This window comes from Bacillus sp. TH30 (genome assembly GCF_016650875.1).
GTDB classification, from domain to species: Bacteria; Bacillota; Bacilli; order Bacillales; family Bacillaceae_G; genus Bacillus_A; species Bacillus_A mycoides.
Genome location: NZ_JAEKEY010000002.1, coordinates 2,956,180 through 2,978,063, shown reverse-complemented (window position 1 = coordinate 2,978,063; position 21,884 = coordinate 2,956,180). Strand labels below are relative to the sequence as shown.

The window sequence follows — 21,884 nt, the reverse complement described above, 5'->3', positions numbered from 1 at the left end:
GTATAAAAAAATTGTCGAAATAACTATCACAATAGCTTACATTTTTATTACATTTTTGTAAGGCTCATTCTAAAGTTTTTTGTTCTCTATTTACTTATATCTATTAGCATTTAAAAACAAGCTAACAACTATATATCACGCGAAGGAAATCCATTAATATACATTTTTCATCCAGTTTTTAACACTCGAAAACCACCTTATTTTGTTCTCTATAAAAAACCACCACAAACTCATATGAACTTCATATTAGCTTCATATACGTATTGTAAGATTATATCGGAATTTGTTGAAAAATTTAGCTAATATATGACTAAACATTAAACTGAATAAATATAAGTCGCTTTTCGAAATTGAAAAAAGGGTGAATAAGAAATGGAAGCTTATAAAATGCACGATTTTATTAATACGAATGTTGAATCTCATCAAAATGAAACCGTTTTTAATTTACAAATATGTGAAACAAATGAATTTGACGTAAGTTTAACAAAATCTACAACGCTGTCTTTTATCGTTTCAAAAAAGAACATTAAGATCGTCACGAGAAAATGGGTTAATTCAAATCAAGAAAGCATGATTGGCAAAAGCTACATCATTCCAACGAAAGCTTTTCACTATTTCTTACCGATTATTTCTGAAACTGAAGATGAACTAAATATTCGAGTTCAAAGTTTTGGACTACATGGTGAGCTTTTATTAAATGAAAGATTACTTATTGATAAAAACAACAAATGTAATACAAAGATTACTACCTTCTTTGAAACATTAGATGAAAATGTCAATCAAGCATTACGAGGATTACAAATTCATTGTATGTAAGACTACTACAATAAGTAAAAGGAGAATATAATGAAAAAACTATTATTAAGTGCGCTATTATCATTAGGATTTTTAACTCTTCCATTCACTACTGCAGAAGCAGCTACGACGAAAGATCAGCTTATCGTAAACACAAAAATAAATAAAATGGATTATTATCAAGATGGAAAATTCATAAAAAGTTTCACTGTCGCTACTGGAAAAGCAGCAACACCAACACCTAAGGGTACTTTTCAAATCGTAAATAAAATTAAAAACCGTCCTTACTATACAGGAAAAATTAAAGGCGGCGATCCACGTAATCCACTTGGGGACCGCTGGCTCGGATTAAATATGGCAGGAACTTACGGAACAACGTATGCGATTCATGGAACTAACAATAATCAAGCAATCGGGAAAGCAACAACACTTGGTTGTATTCGTATGTTTAACAATGATATTCACTGGTTATTTGAGCGCGTTCAGCAGCAAGCTACTGTCACTGTAAATTAGCCTAAGAACAAGATTTATGTGTAGCCAAGAATTTTATGTCTTGGCTTATTTTATTTATTCATTTACAGTAGCAAAACAACTGTATTTACATATATAATAAAAATAGATTGCATTCAACATCATCTTAACATTGATAAACATGGATATTAAAATTATACAGTTATAATATTTTATAAATTTTACAATACATACTATAATAGAACTACTGTAATTCTGAACTATTCAGTGACACTAAACAATCCCCCTTGCTACTTTCATTACTATTTTATAGCGGGGGCTTATTATATGTATAAACAATCTGAGTCATCCAAAAAATGATGAATTCGAATATTGCAGTAAAAAGCGTTATTTAGGAGGTGTTACTATGACGCATATACTGGTGATTGAAGACAACCCAGATATACAAGAACTTATTCGTGAATTTCTAATGGCACAAAACTTTACTGTTGATGTAGTTGGTGCTGGAACAGAAGGCATTCTTCTTTTCCAAAAAAATTCATACGATCTTGTCCTCCTCGATGTAATGTTACCAGATATAGATGGCTATAGTATTTGTAAAATTATGCGAGGACAATCTGATGTACCAATCATTATGTTAACAGGCTTACATAATGAAGAAAGTGAAATTAAAGGATTTGAGTTAGGTATTGATGACTATATTACAAAACCGTTCCATTACACCGTATTTATAAAACGTGTAGAAGCTGTATTAAGAAGGGCAGCAACAAAGGAAGCAGAAGCTGCAACTATACTACAATTCCATGAATTGATGTTAAATTCTACAGCATATGCCGCTTATGTTCATGGTAATCAAATTGAATTGACTACAAAAGAATTTGAAATTATATATACTTTACTGCAAAATCGTGGAAAAGTACTATCAAGAAGTGATTTGTTGAATAAGGTATGGGGCTATGAACATTATGGTGATGTGAGGGTTATAGATACACATATTAAAAACTTACGAAAAAAATTAGAAATTCCTTATATTAAAACGGTGAAAGGCATTGGCTACAAAATCGAATCGTAGCAAAGACAACATCACCAAAAATATATTCATCAAAACCCTATTGTTTTGTGTTCTTTTATCAATTTGTCTTTATCAAATCATTTATTTTCTAGCTTTAAACTATGATAAAGAGCGTTATGCGAAAAAACCTGAAAATCAAACTGCGGAACATGCAGATTCAGTTACGAAAAATGAACAAAATAAAGCTATTTCAGAGAGTAGTATCTCAAATTTCCAATCATCTATTATAGATTTCAAAACACTCTCTACTGCTGTTAATCACCTTTTGCAACCTAGCCAAACTACAAAAGCAAAAGAAAATGTAGCAAATCTTTCGGAGGAAAGTAACAAAACTGAATCACATACTAAAGCAGAACAAACAGCCGCTAACACGGATTCCTTACATACACAAAATGCAGAAAAGAAAACAAACGAAACACATGATAATCCTAGTTTAGCAGATGCCTTGCAACAATTAGCTCCAAATATTGGTGCAACAATGCTTGCATTATCTCTGCTCGGTTCTTTATTTTATGCCAAACTAATTGCCAAACCTTTTCAATATATGAGTGATACTTTAAAAGATATTATAAATCTGGACTTTTCAGATCAACAATCACCTAACAAAAATACAGATCAAACAGATTTTAATTTGCAAGTAGCCGCTTCACAAGTCCCAACCATTGTGAAGAATCTAAATGAAACAAATAAAGATTTACGAACTGAGCTCAAGAAAGAACAACAGTTAGAACAATCTCGTAAAGAATTTATGTCTATGATATCCCATGAATTAAAAACACCAATCGCAGCCGTTATGGGACAACTCGATGGCATGATTCACGGAATTGGCGCTTATAAAGATAGAGATAAATATTTAAAACGTTCATATGAGATGATGCAAGATATTAACATATTAACGGAAAAAGTGTCAGAATTATCCAAAATACAAAACCCTCAATTTAAACCAAATTTAAAAGTTATCTCATTAACTAATATTATTGAGGACGTTATAAAGAAAGTAGATTATTTTGTATCTGTAAAACAATTAAATGTTCAATCTAACATTAAACAAGATGCACAAATTTTAGCTGATCCTAAATTTATGCAAACTGCTATTTTTAACATTATTTCAAATGCAATTCATTATACAATTGACCATCAGCATGTATATATAAAACTTTATGAAAAGCCAAACGGTTACGCATTAGAAGTATTAAATACAGGTTCTCAAATTGATGAAGATAAACTTGCCCATTTATTTGAACCCTTCTATCGCGCAAATCCTGACAAACATGGCTTAGTACAAGGTAGTGGTCTTGGGTTATATATTGTAAAACAAATATTAGATAAACATCAGTTTCCTTATGGAATACAAAACACACCTCAAGGTGTAAAATGCTCCATTGTATTCCCAAAAGCAATGTAAAACCTACTCTAATTTCATACCCCAAATTCATACTTCGTATGAATGGCGGAATTTTGTAGAGTATCTTACTCTGTTTCGTTCGCCCGTTATCCTTATTTGGATAGCGGGCGTTTTTTATTATTTAAAAGGAGGATTTTTATGGAGAAGTTTAAGTATTCATTACTAGTTTTATTCGGCGCTTGTAGCTACGGCGTACTTTCAACTATTTTTAAACTCGGATTCATCGACGGATTTTCCGCACACCAACTACTAGGAGGGCAATATGTCTTCGGATGGATTGGACTACTTTTACTCGTTCTGTTCTTTTCACGTCATAAAGTATCAAAAAGACAATTCTTTTCGTTACTAACAGTCGGCACAACAATGAGTATGACAGGTATTTTCTATGCTATTTCCGTAGAAGAACTGCCAGCCTCTATCGCTGTCGTTTTACTCTTTCAGTTCACTTGGATTGGTGTAGTCATCGAAGCGATTGCCAACCGGACATTCCCAAGCCGTGAGAAAGTTATATCTATTATTATTTTATTTACTGGTACATTGTTTGCTGGTGGAGTATTTGAAGGTCTTGGACAAAACTTTTCTACGAAAGGTATTATTTTCGGACTATTAGCTGCCGTCTCTTTCTCATTCTATGTATTTGTAAGCGGGCGCGTTGCTACAGATGTTCCGCCTTATACGAAAAGCTTTCTTATGACAACGAGTGCTACTCTTATTGTATGCTTATTTTTCCCGCCTACCTTTTTAACGGACGGTGCTTTACAAGCAGGCCTATGGAAATATGCTTTCTTCCTTGGACTGTTCGGGGTTATTATACCTGTCATTTGTTTTTCAATTGGGGTACCAAAAGTCGGAACGGGACTTGGTACAATATTAGGTGCAGCTGAATTACCAACAGCAATTATCGCTTCTATTACACTTGTTCATGAAGTTGTATCGCCAATGCAGTGGATTGGGATTGTGTTTATATTACTCGGTATTTTCACACCACAACTACTTACTGCTAGGAAAGAAAAAAAACATAATCGTGTTCATAGTGCATGACAACATCAACTTGTATATAAATGTGAATAAAGTTACGATATGTTAAACTTTATTACTACCTTCAAAATAACATATGATATTGCGGCTATTATTCTCGTAATCCTTGCTGTGCTTTTCTTTTTGAAAGATACGAAAGAGGGTTATACAGCATAACAAAAGACCTTTCATTTATTTGAAAGGTCTTTTCCTTATATTTCACTTTACCGCTCCATATAACTTCTCTACCTCATGTTCAATTTGTTTTACATCGATTCGCTCAAATAATGGCTGCACATTATCAATTCGGTTTGGCAACGTATTTTGAGGTTCCCAATTTACTTTAACACTCGATAATGTATTTCTAACTCTTTCACTTGAAAACGGTAAAAATGGTTCAAGCAGTTGTGCAAAGTTTGCTATTAGGTAAACACAATTATAAATTGTTTCCTCACATGAAACTGGGTCGTCTTCTCTTTGTTTCCAAGGCTGCTTTTCATCAAAGTATTTATTTGCAAAGCGTACTGCATCAAATATTGTTTCTAGTGCCACCTTAAATTTAGTTTGTTCAATCGCCTCTCCTACACTTTTATATAATCCTTCTACTTTATCTTTCAGCTCTACATCAATACTTCCCTTCGGTACAGTACCACCATAATATTTTTCAATAAACTTTAATGTCCGGTTCACAAAGTTCCCGTATGCACCTAACAATTCACTATTATGACTGTAAATGAATTCACGCCATGAAAAATCAGTATCACGATTTTCTGGTGCATTAACTGTTAAAAAGTAACGAATAGAATCGGGATTGTAGCGTTCCAATATATCAGGTACCCATACTGCCCAGTTTTTACTTGTCGATAATTTTCTTTTTTCTACTGTTAAATACTCATTCGAAACGATATGACGCGGGATCGCTTCTTCTCCTATTCCAAGTAATACCGCTGGCCAAATGATTGAATGAAACGGAATATTATCCTTACCATGTACATAATATGTTTTCGCTTCTTTATCCCAAAACTCTTGATCATCTTTCCCTGTTTCTTCAGCCCAATTTTTACTCGCCGAATAATATCCTGTCACTGCTTCAATCCATACGTAAATTTTCTTATCTTCATATCCTGCCACTGGAATTGGTACCCCAATTGGTAAATCACGTGACACTGCCCTATCTTGTAATCCTTCCTTTAAATATCTCTCTGTTAATTGAATTGCATTGTCGCGCCATGTTCCTTTCTGCTTTGCAATTTCTACGGCCTCTTTAATTTGCTGCTGAAATTTATGCAATGCAAAATAGAAATGCTCTGTTTCCTGTACTGATGGCGTACTACCACATAACTTACATTTCTTTTCTAACAAATCGAGTGGATCTAAAATAGCGGAACAAGCATCGCATTGATCGCCCCTTGCTGCTTCATGACAATGCGGACAAATACCTTCTACATATCGATCCGGTAAAAATTGCGTACACGTTTCACAATAAGCTTGCTCAACTACTTTTTTATAAATATAACCTTCTTCTAATAGTCGCAAAAAGACTTTTTGAACAGTTTCATGATGATGCTCACTATCTGTACGTGTATAGCAATCATAAGTAAAACCAAGGCTACGAAAACATCGCTCAAACTCTTCGTGATACTTATCAGCAATTTCTTTCACCGTCACACCTTCTTGCTTTGCTCTAATTGTAATCGGTGTTCCATTACAATCACTTCCTGAAACATACAACACATGCTCACCTTTTGCCCTGTAATAACGTGCTAAAATATCTCCTGGTAACAAACTAGCAATGTGCCCAAGGTGTAACGAACCATTTGCATACGGCCAAGCGCCTCCAATAAAAATACTCATCTTATATTCCTCCTTTAAAATATAAAAAGCCCCGCCCTTATCTTAAAAAAGATAAGGGCGGGGCTGTATAAACAGTCGCGGTACCACCTTATTTCGTCAGTCATTCGCATAACTAACCTTAACAAGTACGGAGCTATGTGCTCTTATACTGTGGTTTTGATAACGAGTACCAACTCTCGTCGCCGCCTACTATTATCATTTGATAAGTTCAGGACGAAGCTCAAAGGCCATTGTTCAAATGAATATTCTTGCTTCTTCTCAGCTACCGAAGCTCTCTGGAAAGAATGGTTCCATTCTACTTTTCCTTTTCAACGCTTTTATGTATAAAACGTATTTTACGACTTAACAACAGAAAAATCAAACTTTTATTCAAAAAAACAGGAAATCCTACTCATTCACCGAATAACTATACGTTCACAAAAGGAGTGATAAAATTGAATCAAAAACAACTAAGTACTATTAATGAAAAAAGCTGGAACGCAGCTGCTTATGAAGCTTGGACAAATCGTCACGGGGCGCCAGAGGATTATGCGAAAAAGCTCATGGAAGATCCCGTGCGCGAGGTAGATCATTATTTACCTTACATACAATCTCCAAAAGGAAAGCGTATTATTAATTTACTCGGATCAAAAGGAAATAAAGCAGTTGCTCTTGCTCTTTTAGGAGCCGATGTAACAGTTGTAGACATTTCAGCAAGTAATGAAAAATATGCAACCGAACTAGCCGAAGCTGCTGGTGTCTCTATTCAATATATCATTTCCGATGTACTAGATTTAAATCTATCTCAATCATTTGATATCGTGTTACTGGAACTTGGCGTGCTCCATTACTTTTTAGACTTAAAGCCACTCTTTCATATAATCTCTCACTTACTAAAACAAGATGGGACCTTTATACTACGTGACTATCATCCCGTTTATACAAAATTATTAGGAGTAGATCATCCATCATTTCGAGCAAATGGAAATTATTTCGACGAGGAACTTATTGAAGATGACGTAGCTTATAGTACTCTCCTTACGGGATCACAGAAATACGCTTTACCGAAAACAAAAATTAGGCGCTGGACACTAGGAGAAATCATTACATCAATGGCAGAAACAAATTTCAAGGTTGAAAAATTGATTGAAGAACACGGATCTCATCAAAAGTGGGTTTTCCCTTCTACTTCACCCGAAGGAATTGAAGAACGTATACCAGGTCTATACACATTAATTGCGACAACATGCAAAAAAGGATCCCTTCACGGATAGGATCCTTTTTTGCATGCTTACGCATATAAGTTGAGGTTGGAGATTACCATAATTCTGTAGAATAGGACACAAGATATTTCAACATTCGTCTCTGACTTACGTCGTCAAAAAGGGGTATGACCAACATAACGAAGAGTAATGTTTAGTTGATAGTGATAATCGTTATCAACTAATTAGAAGTATACAGGATTTTATTTCAAATTACAATACCATTTCTGATTTTTATTTATGAATTTTTTGATATACAAATGTATACATTTTAAGAACATTTACTCACATTAATCTGCCATATTCCATTATCTGCTATAATTTTCATTGAACAGATTAATAACTTCTTAATCATGTTTTTATTAATTTCGTTCTTAATATTTATAAATTACAATAAATAGTTTTTAAAAAAGGTAGGGGTAACAATGAAATATGTTAGCATTCGAAAAAAACTACTGTTCACACTCTTAAGCATTTCTTCCTTATTTAGCATTGCTCTTATTGTTATTCTTTCATTCGCTATGAATCAAGCAAGTGAAATCGAAACATTAAAGAATGATGTATCGAAAAGAGCAACGATCTTAAAAGAACGTGGCGATTGGTTCCAAGCGCAGGTCGCTGGTTTACAAGAATATTTACTATCACATGACCAAACAGGATTGGATAAATTCAACCGGGAAGGAAAAAAACTAGCTGATACTAGGGAGAAAGTAACAAGTGATAAAAAACTCCCAGAAGGAATGAAAGAGGCCATTTTAATGGGAGCAAAATGGCGCAGCGTCGTAGATAATGAAGTCCTCCCTCTTGCACGGGAAGGAAAATGGGATGAAGCATCCAAAATTGCTCTTGCTCAAACAGATTATGTAAATGATCTTTTAAGTCGTTTTACTAAATATGCAAATGAAGAAAATGACAAACGGGACGTATTAATTGCTGACGTAGAGTCTTCTTCATCCCTTATTCAATATATTATTTTCTTCTCACTCATTACATGTACATTAACGTCTATTCTATTGGCATGGTGGTTCTCTGGTAAACTCGTTAAACCTATTCGACAAATTGATGCGAAATTAAAAGAATTAGCTTCTCAAAATGGCGATTTGACTGCGAGATTGCACGTAACTAGTAAAGATGAAATCGGTGATATTGCACATTCCTTTAATCAAATGCTCACCAACTTACAACGTATAATAAAGCAAGTTCAACAAACATCAACAAGTGTAAAAGAAGCTTCTGAAAATGTGTTTATCGAAACAACTGCTTCTATGGAAAATACCGCAAAAACTAAAGAGACTATGAATGCTCTTGAGCACAATATTCGTTCACAAGTTTCTAGCATTGAAGAAAGTTCAACCGCAATGGATGATATGGCAACGAGTGTTCAGCGCATTGCACAAGCTGCCTCTTCTGCCGCTAGCCTAGCTGTTACAACTTCTGAAAAAGCAGATGATGGAAATAAAGTCATTGAAAAATCTATTACACAAATGCATACAATTAACGAAGCTGTTAACGCTACATCACAAGTGGTAGAGCGACTCATTACACATACGAATCATATTGATACTGCACTTCAATCTATTTCTAATATTGCCGAGCAGACGAATTTGCTCGCTTTAAATGCTTCTATTGAAGCGGCCCGTGCTGGTGAACACGGAAAAGGATTCGCTGTTGTTGCCGATGAAGTACGAAAACTTGCTGAACAATCTCAGCTAGCAGCAAATGACATTAACCATTTACTTCATCAAATTCAAGCGGACACAAAAATAGCAAATGACATGATGACACAAGGTCAGTCAGAAGCTTCTGAAGGGATTACAGTCATTCGTACCGCTGGATCTTCATTCTCAGAAATTGTTAATCACATTAACAATTTCTCTACACAAATACAAGAAATGTCTGCAACTGCTGAAGAAATGGCCGCAAGTTCTGAAGAAATGAATGCAGCTTTAAATAATATCGCTTCTATTTCAAATGAAGTTGCTGCCGAAACATCGAAAACAGCAACTTCAGCTGGTGACCAAGTAAACAAAATGAGTGTCGTTGCTAAAAAATCATCAGAAATGAAAATAATTGTGCAAGAACTTGAAGTGCTCGTTTCTCATTTCAAAACAAATAGTTAAAATGAAAATTTCATTTATACTTCTACGAACTCTAAATTGTTAGAAAGAGCGATTTAGAGTCTCTCTTTTTCACGCTAAAATATCTCTTTCTATCTCCCATTCTGTCTGCTATAATTCCTAAAGGAAAGAAGAAAGCTTTATTCCAGATGGAGTAAAGCTTTCTTTCAATTTTTTACATTAATTAATTAATTCTAATACTAAGATTTTACAAGGAGGATTTTTATCATATGAATTTTATTAGCATTCGAAAAAAACTAATGTTCATGATGGGAATGATTTGCGCTTTATTCGGCATCGCCTTAGCTTTTATTTTATTCTTTACCATGGATCAGTCTCATAAAGCTGAAACATTACAAAAAGAAATTTCTCCTCTTGCAACAGAATTGAAAGAGCGCGGAGACGCTTATCAAGTACAACTTTCTGCTTTAAGAGGTTATTTACTACAACATGATCAAGTCGAATTAGACAAGTTTAATGAGATGAGTAAACGTCTTGAAGATACAAAAGGGCAACTTCTTTCTAACCCTAACACTTCTCAGTCCGTGAAAAGCACAATGGAATTAGGATCCACTTGGAGAAAGTTCATTGAAGAGAAAGTATTCACTCTTGCAAAAGAACAAAAATGGGAAGAAGCTTTACAAGTAGCTTCTACAGAGAATGGCACTGTTTATAAAGTAATCGGTGATTTCACAAATTACACTAATGAACAAGCTAAATTACGTGAACAATCTATTGAAAAAATCGATCAATCTTCACTACGAATTGAATATGTTGTCTTCTTATCACTTGTTATTTGTATTGTAACTGCAATTATTCTTGCATGGTGGTTCTCTGGTAAGCTTGTAAAACCAATTCAACAAATTGATACTAAACTAAAAGAATTAGCCTCTCAAGAAGGCGACTTAACAGCCCGTCTACAAGTAAATAGCAATGATGAAATCGGTGCTATTGCCACATCATTTAATAAAATGTTAGAAAACTTGCAGCATATCATTAATCGTGTTCAAAAAACATCTGTAGAAGTACAAACAGCTTCTGAAAATATGCTAGAAAAGACTAATACATCACGCGAGGCAACAATAAGAGTTCAAAGCTCGATGTCCAACTTAAATTCAAGTATTCAATCGCAAACTTCTAGTATGGAAGAAAGCTCGACTGCGATGGATGATATGGCAATAAGTGTTCAGCGTATCGCTGAATCTGCTTCATCTGTAGCCGAACTAGCTGTAGCCACGTCAGAACACGCTAACGACGGAAGTACTGTTATCCAAAAATCTGTTTCACAAATGACCACGATACATGAAGCTGTAAATGCTACATCAGAAGTAGTCGAACGTCTAATCACCCATACGAAATATATTGATACGGCTGTGCAATCTATTTCTAATATCGCTGAGCAAACGAATCTACTTGCTTTAAATGCTTCTATTGAAGCGGCTCGTGCTGGTGAACAAGGAAAAGGATTTGCTGTCGTAGCTGATGAAGTTCGTAAACTTGCGGAACAATCAAAAACAGCGGCAAAAGATATTAACCAATTGCTTCATCAAATTCAAAATGATACGGAAACTGCTAGCTCTATGATGTCTCAAGGCCGCTCTGAAGCATTTGAAGGCATTACTGTCGTTCGTGAGGCTGGTACTTCTTTCACAACAATTGTTGAACAAGTAAATAAAGTATCAACTCAAATGCAAGACATATCAGCAACTGCTGAAGAAATGGCTGCAAGCGCTGAAGAAATGAACGCTTCACTTAATAACATCGCTTCTATTTCAAATGAAGTATCTAGTGAAACAGCCGCAACGGCACAATCTGCTGAACAGAAAGTCATCGTGATGAATGAAATGACTCTCACTGCAAAACAAATGAAACAAACAGTTGAAGAATTAGATCAGCTTGTATCTCATTTTAAAACTGAATAGCTTTTCAAAAAAATATTCCTCTCTCAGGGAGGAATATTTTTTTGAGCTCATTTCCTGCACTTATCCCGCATATCCGTTATAATGAGAACCGATATCATTAATATTTAGGGGGTGCTACACATGTCACAACAAGCATTTGAAGAAAAGTTATATGCCAACTTAGAAGCTGTTATTGACCCTGAGCTAGGTGTTGATATTATCAATCTTGGATTAGTTTATGACGTTACAGCAGATGAAAATAATAATGCTGTCGTTACAATGACGATGACTTCTATCGGTTGTCCAATGGCTGGCCAAATCGTATCAGACGTTAAAAAAGTATTATCAACGAACGTACCTGAAGTAAATGAAATAGAAGTAAACGTTGTATGGAATCCGCCATGGACGAAAGAACGTATGTCGCGTATGGCGAAAATCGCACTAGGTATTCGTGATTAAATAAGGAAAAGACCTGACAATCCAGTCAGGTCTTTTTTCTCTTATTATTTTACTCCTACAGCGTCATAAGCTTTCGTTACAGCTTGTACCTCTTTAGAGTTTTTACCGAATAAATCTTCTGCTGATTGAAGTGCAGCTTGGCGCATCATTTTGAAATCAGAGTTTGCAGTTAAATATTTTGTAAGAGCACGATAGTAAATTTTTTCTGTTGCTTCACGGCCCACTCCAGTTACTTTCACATTGTAATGCGTGCCGCCCTCAGACACTAAATACGCCGCCTTATTGTTAATACTACTGTTAATATGAACGCCGCCATTATCAGCTGTTCCAGTATAACGTTTATTATAGTGATCTGGGTAACCTTCACCTGGTTTTAATGGGTTTGGAATAGATGCTGGATCCTTCAGAGAACGAAGTGCATCACCAGGTTTACCAGGTGTATAAATATCAGCTCCTAAATCCCAGCTTTTCTTCTCAACCATGACGCCCATAATATCAGATAACGATTCATTTAACGCTCCTGATTCATTTTTATATACAAGGTTTGCTGTATGTTCAGTTACAGCATGCGTTAATTCGTGGCCAATAACATCTAGGCCAGCTGATAATGGAATAAATGTCTTACCATCTCCATCACCATACATCATTTGTACACCGTTCCACGCTGCGTTATTCCAAGATTCACCTACGTGAACAGCAGAAATAAGTTTTGCACCTTTATCATCGAAAGAGTTACGGTTAAATGTCTTTTTATAATAATCATATACTTTTCCTGCATTCACATGCGCATCAACTGCCGCTTTATCTTCGAAGAACTTAGATTTACTTCCAATTTCTTCTCCTGTATATCCAAGAATTTGTGAGAATAAATTAAACCAGTCTTCGTTCATATTCTCTGCATCAAATGTATGGACACCTTGTCCTCGTGTACCATCAAATAAGTTGAACGCTCCTGTTTTCGTATCTTGAGCAATTTCAAATGATTGTCTAGCACCTAATACTCCGTAACCAAATCCAGTAATGTTATCTACAGCATTATATTTCTCAATAACATTTCCATTTGTTGCATCAACAAAGTAATGCCAATATCCTGGAGCTGGTTTTGAAACCGACGCTTTTACAAGATATGCAAGATAGTATTGACCATCTTTTTCATACACATATAAATCTTTTTTCACGCCATCATAATTCTTTACTTTACCAATTTCTTTCTCAATATTAGCTTTTGCAATCGTTTCTGCTTGTTCCGCACTAATACTTGCAGATGTAGGAATATTTTTATCATCTAAACTCGGAATAACTTGTCCGAAAAATGCTTTTACATTGTTCTCTTTATCAAGCGTAACTGTTTGATCTGAACCATACACAGGAATGTTATTATGCTTCTCAACTAACTTCACATGTGTTGTACCAGACTCAGCATCTTTTTCTTCACCAACGATATTGAAATGTTTGTCAATATTTCCTGCTAGTTTAAACATATCTTTTTTACTCTCTAAATATTGAAAGACCGTCTCTTTTTTATCTAGTCCTTCCGGCGCTTTCCATTCTTCACCTATGTAAGCTGGTGTTTTAAACTCTTGGTGATACTGGATTTTTTGCTCTTCTGCTTTCGTCGTAGTTGCTCCAAATGCCCCAAACCCACTTGCGATAACAGTTAATGCTAATGCTGATGAAATTACTTGCTTTTTCAATCTAACACTCCCCATTTCCCTAAAAGTTTTTAACACCTTTATAAATATTCTGAATAATCTCTCTAATACCTGCTCTCAAAAATTGAGAAAGTTTTTTCTGATAATTAAACTCACCAAAAAGAGGACATCGAAAAACAATGTCCTCTTTCCTATAACTTTTCATTCCGCTATTTATATGCTGGAAAGCCACCACTGATTAAAGCTTCACTTTATTGCATTTTCATTTCAATTGCTAAATAGTGAGATTTTTCTTTCGCTTGAATGCGAATATCTTCTTCTACAGCCTCCGCTGCATCACGCATTACGAGTGTTTCACCGTTTACAACGCTGCTACCTTCAATTTGTACAAGGTACAATTGACGTCCTTCTTTAACAGGAAAATGAATTTCTTTACCAGCTTCTAATGATAAAGAATATAAATTTGCATCTTGGTGAATATGAATTGGTGCATCTCCATCAGAAGGAGATATCATATGGAACCACTCATTTTCACGTTTTCTCCAATCAAATTTAAACTCACCATAGTTTGGTTTATGACCGTCGCGGTCTGGTAAAATCCAAATTTGCAATAGACGTAATGTTTCACTTCCTAAGTTATGCTCACTGTGAAATACACCAGTACCTGCACTCATATATTGAACATGCCCACGCTCAATTGTCCCGCGGTTCCCCATACTATCTTCATGTGTTAATTCACCATCTATAACGTAAGAGATAATCTCCATATCACGATGCGGATGCATATCAAAACCCGTTTGTGCCGCTATTAAATCATCATTCATAACACGTACTGCTCCAAAATTCATGTTGTTTGGATTATAATAATTTGCAAAAGAAAAATGAAAATGTGTATTTAACCAACCGTGATTTGCTCTTCCCATATTTTTATGATCAACTTTTCTAAACATACCCTTCACCTCATATTATCTCGAAATCGAGATAATTATTTTTAATTTTATTACTGCAACTTCTTCAGTAATTCTAATAATTGTTTTTGTTCTTCTCTATTTAACTTATCAAATTGCTCTTTTTGAAATGTTTCTTGTGGCGGGACTATTTCTTCATATAGAACCTTTCCCTTTTCTGTTAATGAAATATATTTCGTCGTACCTTCTTGTTCACGCTGAATCCAATCTAGTTGCTCCATCTTATTTAAAAGCTGAGTAACATTTCCTTTCGTAACAAACAACTTATTTCCAAGTTCTTGCTGCGTTAAACGATCGTTTCCTCCAATTTGAACTAATACATCAAACTGAGCGGCAGATACATTCCACTTTTTCAAATGCTGATTCGTCTCACGAATACTTCTATTATAAAAGCGTGATAAACGAAACCATAATATTAATCCAAGTCTTTCCTCTGCTTTCATTCCATCACCTCGCTCATTTGATACTATTAGTTTAGAACTAAACTTATTAAAGGTCAACCACTTATTTTTAATTAGCAACAAATAAAAGCACAGTGATTTTCCTCCACTATGCTTCAGATTAAATTTCTATTTTTATATTCATCTAGCTTCCTCACCGCGAAATGCCTCGCATCTTTCTCAATCCATCTTTCTTCGTATAGTTCATTTCCAACATATAGTACATCGTCCTTATGCTGCATCGCATGCCTGAATTCATGCAATAGCGTTTTGAGCACTTGCTCATACTCTTCCCACATACAAACGAAAATTAATTGTTTTTCTTTATGATAAAAACCACCTACTGGGAATAAAAACTCCTCTTCTTCTTCTCCTAATGATAAAAGTACATGATTCGCATCACACGTATCACAAAAAATAACTGGCGTTGCACTTACTTCAATAAGAGAAAACAAATCATTTCTTAACTTTTTGACATCCCAAGGAAGCTCCGAATCCAACACATACCAATTCTCAACTTGTTGATATACATTTTGAAACTGGAGTTCCATTTCTCAATAATCCCCTTCCTAAACTCCCTTTTCCTATATGTATGCCACAATATGTAAAATATTAAACATATCCCTCTCTAACAAATAACAACCAGTTATTAATTTCCCATAAAAAAAGGAATCTATTTAACTATAGATTCCTTCGCGATAATACCTTATATAAAATCTGACCTTACACGTCAATTGTTTAAAATTTAACTATTCTTTGTATCCCACTTAAAGATTTTATTTAAAAATTTATATACATTCTTTGACTCTTTCGTTAGAAGCGGACCTAAAATGGATAGTATAAGCACATATAGTGCTGAGAATGGTTTCAATACCGACATTAACCCACCCGCGATACCGATATTAGCCATAATGATTGAGAATTCTCCCCTTGAAACGATTGTTAATCCAATATTTGTTGATGCTTTATGAGATAATCCAGCTTGTCGCCCTGCAATCATCCCTGCTACAAAGTTTCCGATTATCGTCAGAAGTACAGCACCTAACGTTAACCATATTGCTCCGCCCAATGAAAACGGATCGATACTTAGTCCGAAACTGAAGAAGAAGATAGCTCCGAAGAAGTCTCTAAATGGAACAACAAGATGTTCAATTCGATCACTATGCTCTGTCTCAGAGAAAACTAACCCTAAAAGAAGTGCCCCGATTGCTTCTGCAACGTGAATTGTTTCTGAAAAACCTGCAATAAAGAACAACGAAGCAAATACTACAATAATAAAAATTTCATCTGAACTAATATTGAGCAATCTATTTAATAACGGCGTTGCTTTTCTAGCCACAATAAAGAATAGAAGCATATATCCTAAAGCAATTCCAATTGAAGTAAGGGCACCTAAGAAGGAAGCGTGATCCCCAAGAACTAAGCCAGAAACTACTGATAAATATACAGCAAGGAATATATCCTCAAACATAATAATTCCTAAAATTAATTCGGTTTCATTATTACCAGTTCTTCTTAAATCAACTAATACCTTTGCGACAATAGCACTAGAAGAAATCGTAATAATACCCGCAATAATTAAGATTTCGAGTAACGGGAATCCCATTATAAATCCGTATAATAATCCTAGTGAAAAGTTAATCAAAATATAGATTGTTCCGCCAATCGCGATAGAACGTCCAGATTTAATTAGTTTTTTCATCGAAAACTCTAATCCCAGATAGAAAAGAAGGAACAGAACACCAATCCTTCCAAGGAAGGATATCACACTTGCACTTTCAATAAATTTGAGATCGATAACACCTATTGTCGGCGCGTGCGGACCTACTAACATGCCAAGAACAATTAGAAAAGGAATTACTGAGAATTTAAACTTTCCAGCGATTACCGCCGCAATTGCTACTAAAACTAAAGCTGTACCAACTTCAAAAATTAAAGTATCCATCTAGTCAGTCCCCCTATTCGAAAGTAATTCATTAATAATCTTTTTAATTTCTTCTCTCTCACCAGAAACTACAAGCATATCTCCTTCTTCAATCACCGTGTCTGGACCTGGATTAAATAGCTTTTTCATATTCTTTTTCATAACTGCAATTATCGTTACGCTATATGTTTTTCTTATTTCAAGGTCGCCAATTGTTTTTCCGATTGCCGGAGCTGCATTCTCCACTTTAAACCACTCAATTGCTAAACCTTCAAAGACCATCTCAACATTTTCTAATGCTCTAGGTTTGTATACCATTCCACCTAATATTGCTGCAATTTGTCTCGCCTCTGAGTCACGTAATGAAATACTTGAGATGCTTTCTTCATGATCTGAATCAAAATGATACATTTCTCTACGCCCATCATCATGAATGACAATCACCATCTTTTCGTTACCTTTCGTAACGATTTGAAATTTGTAACCAATACCCGGAAGTTCACTTTCTCTAATATTCATATTTAGCTCCTCCACAACGATTTTTATTTGAATTTTCTGTTTTCAAGTCTTTTATTCATCAAATCAATTTTAAAAATTCTAACCATTCAGGATACCTGTGATTTGGAAATCTTTTATTGTAATAATAAGTGGCCACTAGAAACATACTTGAAGATGTAGTAATAAAAAAGAAATTACTTCTCATTTTCAAACTCTTAAGACTTACTTTCAATAAAGATTCTTCTTTCAAATTATCCCCCTCTTTCTCGCTTTAAATTTAGTTTTTTAAAATGTAAATAATTCTAAAAATATTACGATGTAACTTAATCATAACATAAAGCACAATTAAGTAACATGTTTTTTTAGAAAATTTGATTCTGATATATTTTTTGCATATACTTTTCTTATTATGAAAAAAAGGAAGTGTATTATATGGTTGATATCTTTAGCAGATCCCTTGAGGTAACGAATAATATTCTGTGGTCATATATTCTTATTGCAATGTTAATCGGCTTCGGTCTTTATTTCTCTTTTAAAATGAAATTTGTCCAAATTACTCATTTCCGTGAGATGGTCAGTTTAATTAGTAAAGGATTTAATCGAAAAGAAAAGAAAAAAGATAGCATCTCTCCATTCCAAGCATTTTGCTTAAGTGCGGCAGCCCGCATTGGTATCGGGAACTTAGCTGGTGTAGCATTAGCAATTTCTATGGGTGGACCTGGCGCAGTATTTTGGATGTGGTTTATCGCGATTCTCGGAGCAGCTACTAGTTTTGTAGAATGTACGCTTGCACAAATTTATAAAGTAAAAGATGGAAGCAGATTCCGCGGGGGCCCAGCATATTACATGGAAAAAGGATTAAATAAACGCTGGATGGGTATCTGGTTTTCACTTCTAATTACAGTTGCATACGGATTAATCTTCAACTCAGTACAAGCAAATACAGTAACTATAGCGTTTGAAAATGCTTTTGGACTAGAACGAACTATCGTAGGAGCTGTTTTAGCTTTATTAGTTGCGGTAATTATTTTTGGTGGTATTAAAAGCATTTCACGTATTACAGAAATGATTGTTCCTCCAATGGCAATCATTTATATCGGAGTAGCTGTTTTTGTCGTTATTAACAACTTCAATATGTTACCAAGCATTTTTACAGAAATATTTAACAGTGCATTCGGTTTAGACCAAGCCCTCGCTGGTGGTATTGGAGCAGCAATCAAATTCGGAATTCAGCGCGGTTTATTCGCGACAGAAGCAGGTATGGGTAGCTCTCCTAATGCAGCAGCAACATCAGATGTATCTCACCCTGTAAAACAAGGACTTGTTCAAGCATTAGGTGTTTTCGTAGATACATTCTTAGTATGTACATCAACAGCGTTTATCGTATTATGCTCTGGACTTTACAAAGGATCGAATTTAGAAGGTATTGAATTAACACAACAAGCATTAAGTTCACAAATTGGACCGTGGGCAAGCACTTTCTTAGCGATTATTATTTTCCTATTCGCTTTCAGTTCTTTACTAGGAAACTACTATTATGGTGAAACAAATATCGCATTCATTAAAGAAAGCAAAACATGGTTACTGATTTATCGTGTTGCAGTTGTCGGAATGGTGTTCTTCGGATCTATCGCTGCCCTTCAAACGGTTTGGAGTTTAGCTGATTTCTTTATGGGACTAATGGTATTCACAAACTTAATTGCCATCTCATTCCTTAGCAAGTTCGCCTATGCGGCATTAGTAGACTATATAAAGCAAAAGAAACAAGGAAAAGATCCTGTTTTCATTGCAAGTTCTATCCCTGGCTTAAAGAATACAGAGTGTTGGGATGGACAGGATGTAGAAGAAAATAAGCAAGCAGTATAATAATTAAAAGCAGAAGCTATATATCAAATAAAACTCCCTATTACTTCACAGTAATAGGGAGTTTTATTTACAACAGTTCATAATTTGTTCAAATTAATTCCAGCAAAAGGGTTGATTTATACAAATTACTAGATTATAATAATTATAAATTAGTAATTCATATAAAATAATAACTCAAGAGGAGATTGATCATAATGAATACACAAGTAATCGAAGCATTAAACAAACAAGTAGCAAACTGGAGCGTTTTATTTACAAAACTACACAACTTCCATTGGTACGTAAAAGGACCTCAATTCTTCACACTACATGAAAAATTTGAAGAGCTTTACACAGAATCAGCTACTCACATCGATGAAATCGCAGAACGTATTTTAGCAATTGGCGGCAAACCAGTAGCAACAATGAAAGAATACTTAGAACTATCTTCTATTCAAGAAGCAGCTTACGGAGAAACTGCAGAAGGGATGGTCGAAGCAATCATGAAAGACTACGAAATGATGCTAGTCGAACTAAAAAAAGGCATGGTAATCGCTCAAGAATCTGACGACGAAATGACATCTGACCTATTGCTAGGCATCTACACAGAACTAGAAAAACACGCTTGGATGCTACGTGCATTCTTGAATCAATAATAGATTAAAAGCGGAAGCGGCTCGTTCAGAACAGGAGGGCATTGGAGCTCCTGACGAAGAGGCGCTTTTTGCCTCACAGGAAGGCGCGAAATGACCGACTGTTCTAGCCGCTGGAGCTGGATAATAACTAAAAGCGGAAGCGACTCGTTCAGAGTCGCTTTTTTCTATGGGGTAATCGCGCAGAAATTATATCAGCGATTTTCTAATTATATCGGCGATTCCATCAAATTTATCAGCGATTTTTGCATTATATCGGCGATTTCGTCAAATTTATCAGCGATTTTTCCAATATATCGACTTACCGACAAATCACGACAATAATAGCACTCCCCTCTACTACTTTTATCAATATATTACAATCTCTTTTATGTTAAAATATAGGAAACACCCTTTAGTAATTAGATCCAAAAAGCTTGTCCAAGTTCATCATTTACTACTTAAATGACGGGAGTGGTTCAGTTGAAAGACTACTTAATTAGAGCATTTTTTGCGTTAATAACAGTTGGGATTCTCTTACTCATAGCTAATATTTTCAACATACGTGTCGAGGTTAAAGACTATGCTTTCCTCGTTGTTGTAGCTATTGGTGGCGGCTGGGGTGGCTGGTACCTGTATAAAAAACAAAGTAACAATAACAATAAAGGCATTCCGAAATAATATGGAATACCTTTTTTCTATAATACATAATTAAACTTAAACCACTAATAAAAGCAGTCCCCAAAAACATCATACAACACATACTCTATCGTAAATAAAAAGAATTCATTTTGAATATAGAAATAGTCCAAAATCTTGCATAACAGAGGTATGCCCCATTTGCCGCAACATTGTGGCTATATTCCCACGGTGATATGCTCCGTGGGTGACGACGTGTAGTATTGTTTCAGAAACCGTCGTATCCAGGAGCCCAGCATACGGATTATCAACCTCAAACACTTTTTCATAATCTTGTTGACTACTTAAAAGTTCTTTATATCGTTTAGATAATTCATAAAAACTAGTTTCCATTTCCTCAATATTTTTTGTTTCTAGCTGTTCTTTCAATTGGTCTGTGTGTACCATTGCATCACTCATACTTTTGCCAGAAATGATCTCGAGCCAGGCTAAATCTGTGAGGTATATGTGAGACATTACTTTTGCCACCGAAGAAAAACCACTCTTAACTTCCTTATGGAAAATGTCTTGCGGTAGTTCTTTTAAGCGATTTAAAATAACTTCATTTGCCCATAAATGGTAGTTATACATTTTTAATACAGAACGCCCCATGCTCATTTCTCCTCCAATTTTCATTTTACTGATTAGATTATGATACATAGCTGCTTAAAAATTCCCAAAGGATTACATCTATAAAATTTATTTTGATTCCGATTAGAAAAACCTCTATTAACTTCATAAAAAACATTCGCCATCTTCCACAATCTGACCCTTTAACGGAACAATTCTATGTTACTCAATAATTCCTTACTCACCATTTATTCAGATGTTCTTTTTTTAAGTCAGCAAAACATACCTCCATCTACTTCCCCTCTTCCAACGATTTCACATCTCACTATCAATATATTTAACCAA

General features: G+C 34.9%; 20 protein-coding genes and 1 other annotated feature. Of the genes, 12 read left to right on the top strand and 8 right to left on the bottom strand.

Translation table 11 applies throughout. From position 1 onward, the window contains the following. Positions 1–372 precede the first annotated feature (372 nt). From JFU20_RS17285 to JFU20_RS17265, 5 genes are all read left to right on the top strand, one after another. Positions 373–816: a DUF3978 family protein gene (locus tag JFU20_RS17285; protein WP_002034632.1), complete on the top strand. Its 444-nt coding sequence runs from the start codon at positions 373–375 to the stop codon at positions 814–816. 30 nt (positions 817–846) lie between these two features. After that, entirely contained in the window at positions 847–1,308 is a 462-nt protein-coding gene (locus JFU20_RS17280) for a L,D-transpeptidase (protein ID WP_002015973.1), read from the top strand. A 364-nt stretch (positions 1,309–1,672) separates the two neighbouring features. Beyond that, entirely contained in the window at positions 1,673–2,338 is a 666-nt protein-coding gene (locus tag JFU20_RS17275; protein WP_000148832.1) for a response regulator transcription factor, read from the top strand. Further along, a complete protein-coding gene (locus tag JFU20_RS17270) occupies positions 2,316–3,743 on the top strand; it encodes a sensor histidine kinase (RefSeq protein WP_061690062.1) in 1,428 nt (475 codons plus the stop codon). The genes JFU20_RS17275 and JFU20_RS17270 overlap by 23 nt, the downstream gene beginning before the upstream one ends. A gap of 138 nt (positions 3,744–3,881) precedes the next feature. Next, positions 3,882–4,784 (top strand): EamA family transporter, encoded by a 903-nt coding sequence (locus tag JFU20_RS17265; protein WP_201038787.1) that lies wholly within the window; start codon positions 3,882–3,884, stop codon positions 4,782–4,784. A gap of 195 nt (positions 4,785–4,979) precedes the next feature. Here JFU20_RS17265 and metG read toward each other — a convergent pair whose 3' ends face one another. Continuing rightward, positions 4,980–6,614, bottom strand: a complete 1,635-nt coding sequence (gene metG / locus JFU20_RS17260) for a methionine--tRNA ligase (protein WP_002139243.1) — start codon at positions 6,612–6,614, stop codon at positions 4,980–4,982. A gap of 50 nt (positions 6,615–6,664) precedes the next feature. After that, positions 6,665–6,935 (bottom strand) — a binding site (T-box leader). Between the two features lie 113 nt (positions 6,936–7,048). Here metG and JFU20_RS17255 point away from each other — a divergent pair. The 4 genes from JFU20_RS17255 (at position 7,049) to JFU20_RS17240 (ending at position 12,332) form a co-directional block, all read left to right on the top strand. Beyond that, on the top strand, positions 7,049–7,867 hold the full coding sequence (locus JFU20_RS17255; RefSeq protein WP_201038786.1) for a class I SAM-dependent methyltransferase: 819 nt from the start codon (positions 7,049–7,051) through the stop codon (positions 7,865–7,867). 413 nt (positions 7,868–8,280) lie between these two features. Beyond that, complete coding sequence (locus JFU20_RS17250) at positions 8,281–9,975, top strand: methyl-accepting chemotaxis protein (protein WP_201038785.1); 1,695 nt, start codon at positions 8,281–8,283, stop codon at positions 9,973–9,975. A 227-nt stretch (positions 9,976–10,202) separates the two neighbouring features. Then, positions 10,203–11,894 (top strand): methyl-accepting chemotaxis protein, encoded by a 1,692-nt coding sequence (locus tag JFU20_RS17245; protein ID WP_002166504.1) that lies wholly within the window; start codon positions 10,203–10,205, stop codon positions 11,892–11,894. Between the two features lie 120 nt (positions 11,895–12,014). Continuing rightward, a complete protein-coding gene (locus JFU20_RS17240) occupies positions 12,015–12,332 on the top strand; it encodes a metal-sulfur cluster assembly factor (protein WP_002015982.1) in 318 nt (105 codons plus the stop codon). A 44-nt stretch (positions 12,333–12,376) separates the two neighbouring features. Here the strand turns inward: JFU20_RS17240 and JFU20_RS17235 are convergent, their stop codons facing one another. From JFU20_RS17235 to JFU20_RS17210, 6 genes are all read right to left on the bottom strand, one after another. After that, positions 12,377–14,026 carry a M4 family metallopeptidase gene (locus JFU20_RS17235; protein ID WP_002129824.1) on the bottom strand — a complete coding sequence of 550 codons (1,650 nt, stop codon included), beginning with the start codon at positions 14,024–14,026 and terminating at the stop codon, positions 12,377–12,379. A gap of 209 nt (positions 14,027–14,235) precedes the next feature. Next, a complete protein-coding gene (locus JFU20_RS17230; protein ID WP_201038784.1) occupies positions 14,236–14,934 on the bottom strand; it encodes a pirin family protein in 699 nt (232 codons plus the stop codon). Positions 14,935–14,984: 50 nt separating this feature from the next. Then, the gene (locus JFU20_RS17225) at positions 14,985–15,395 is read right to left on the bottom strand and encodes a MarR family winged helix-turn-helix transcriptional regulator (protein ID WP_002015985.1); all 411 of its coding nucleotides are present in this window, start codon (positions 15,393–15,395) and stop codon (positions 14,985–14,987) included. Between the two features lie 113 nt (positions 15,396–15,508). Next, positions 15,509–15,943, bottom strand: a complete 435-nt coding sequence (locus tag JFU20_RS17220) for a DUF3920 family protein (RefSeq protein ID WP_201038783.1) — start codon at positions 15,941–15,943, stop codon at positions 15,509–15,511. Between the two features lie 194 nt (positions 15,944–16,137). After that, positions 16,138–17,337: a cation:proton antiporter gene (locus tag JFU20_RS17215; protein ID WP_002034652.1), complete on the bottom strand. Its 1,200-nt coding sequence runs from the start codon at positions 17,335–17,337 to the stop codon at positions 16,138–16,140. Further along, complete coding sequence (locus tag JFU20_RS17210) at positions 17,338–17,835, bottom strand: cation:proton antiporter regulatory subunit (RefSeq protein WP_001026068.1); 498 nt, start codon at positions 17,833–17,835, stop codon at positions 17,338–17,340. 411 nt (positions 17,836–18,246) lie between these two features. On the opposite strand from JFU20_RS17210, the gene JFU20_RS17205 reads away from it, so the two are divergent. The 3 genes from JFU20_RS17205 (at position 18,247) to JFU20_RS17195 (ending at position 20,972) form a co-directional block, all read left to right on the top strand. Continuing rightward, positions 18,247–19,680, top strand: a complete 1,434-nt coding sequence (locus JFU20_RS17205; RefSeq protein ID WP_201038782.1) for an alanine/glycine:cation symporter family protein — start codon at positions 18,247–18,249, stop codon at positions 19,678–19,680. A 194-nt stretch (positions 19,681–19,874) separates the two neighbouring features. Next, a complete protein-coding gene (locus JFU20_RS17200; RefSeq protein WP_002015990.1) occupies positions 19,875–20,315 on the top strand; it encodes a Dps family protein in 441 nt (146 codons plus the stop codon). Between the two features lie 459 nt (positions 20,316–20,774). Continuing rightward, entirely contained in the window at positions 20,775–20,972 is a 198-nt protein-coding gene (locus tag JFU20_RS17195; RefSeq protein WP_002166501.1) for a hypothetical protein, read from the top strand. A gap of 105 nt (positions 20,973–21,077) precedes the next feature. Here JFU20_RS17195 and JFU20_RS17190 read toward each other — a convergent pair whose 3' ends face one another. Then, positions 21,078–21,581, bottom strand: a complete 504-nt coding sequence (locus tag JFU20_RS17190; protein WP_000533787.1) for a DinB family protein — start codon at positions 21,579–21,581, stop codon at positions 21,078–21,080. Positions 21,582–21,884: the final 303 nt, after the last annotated feature.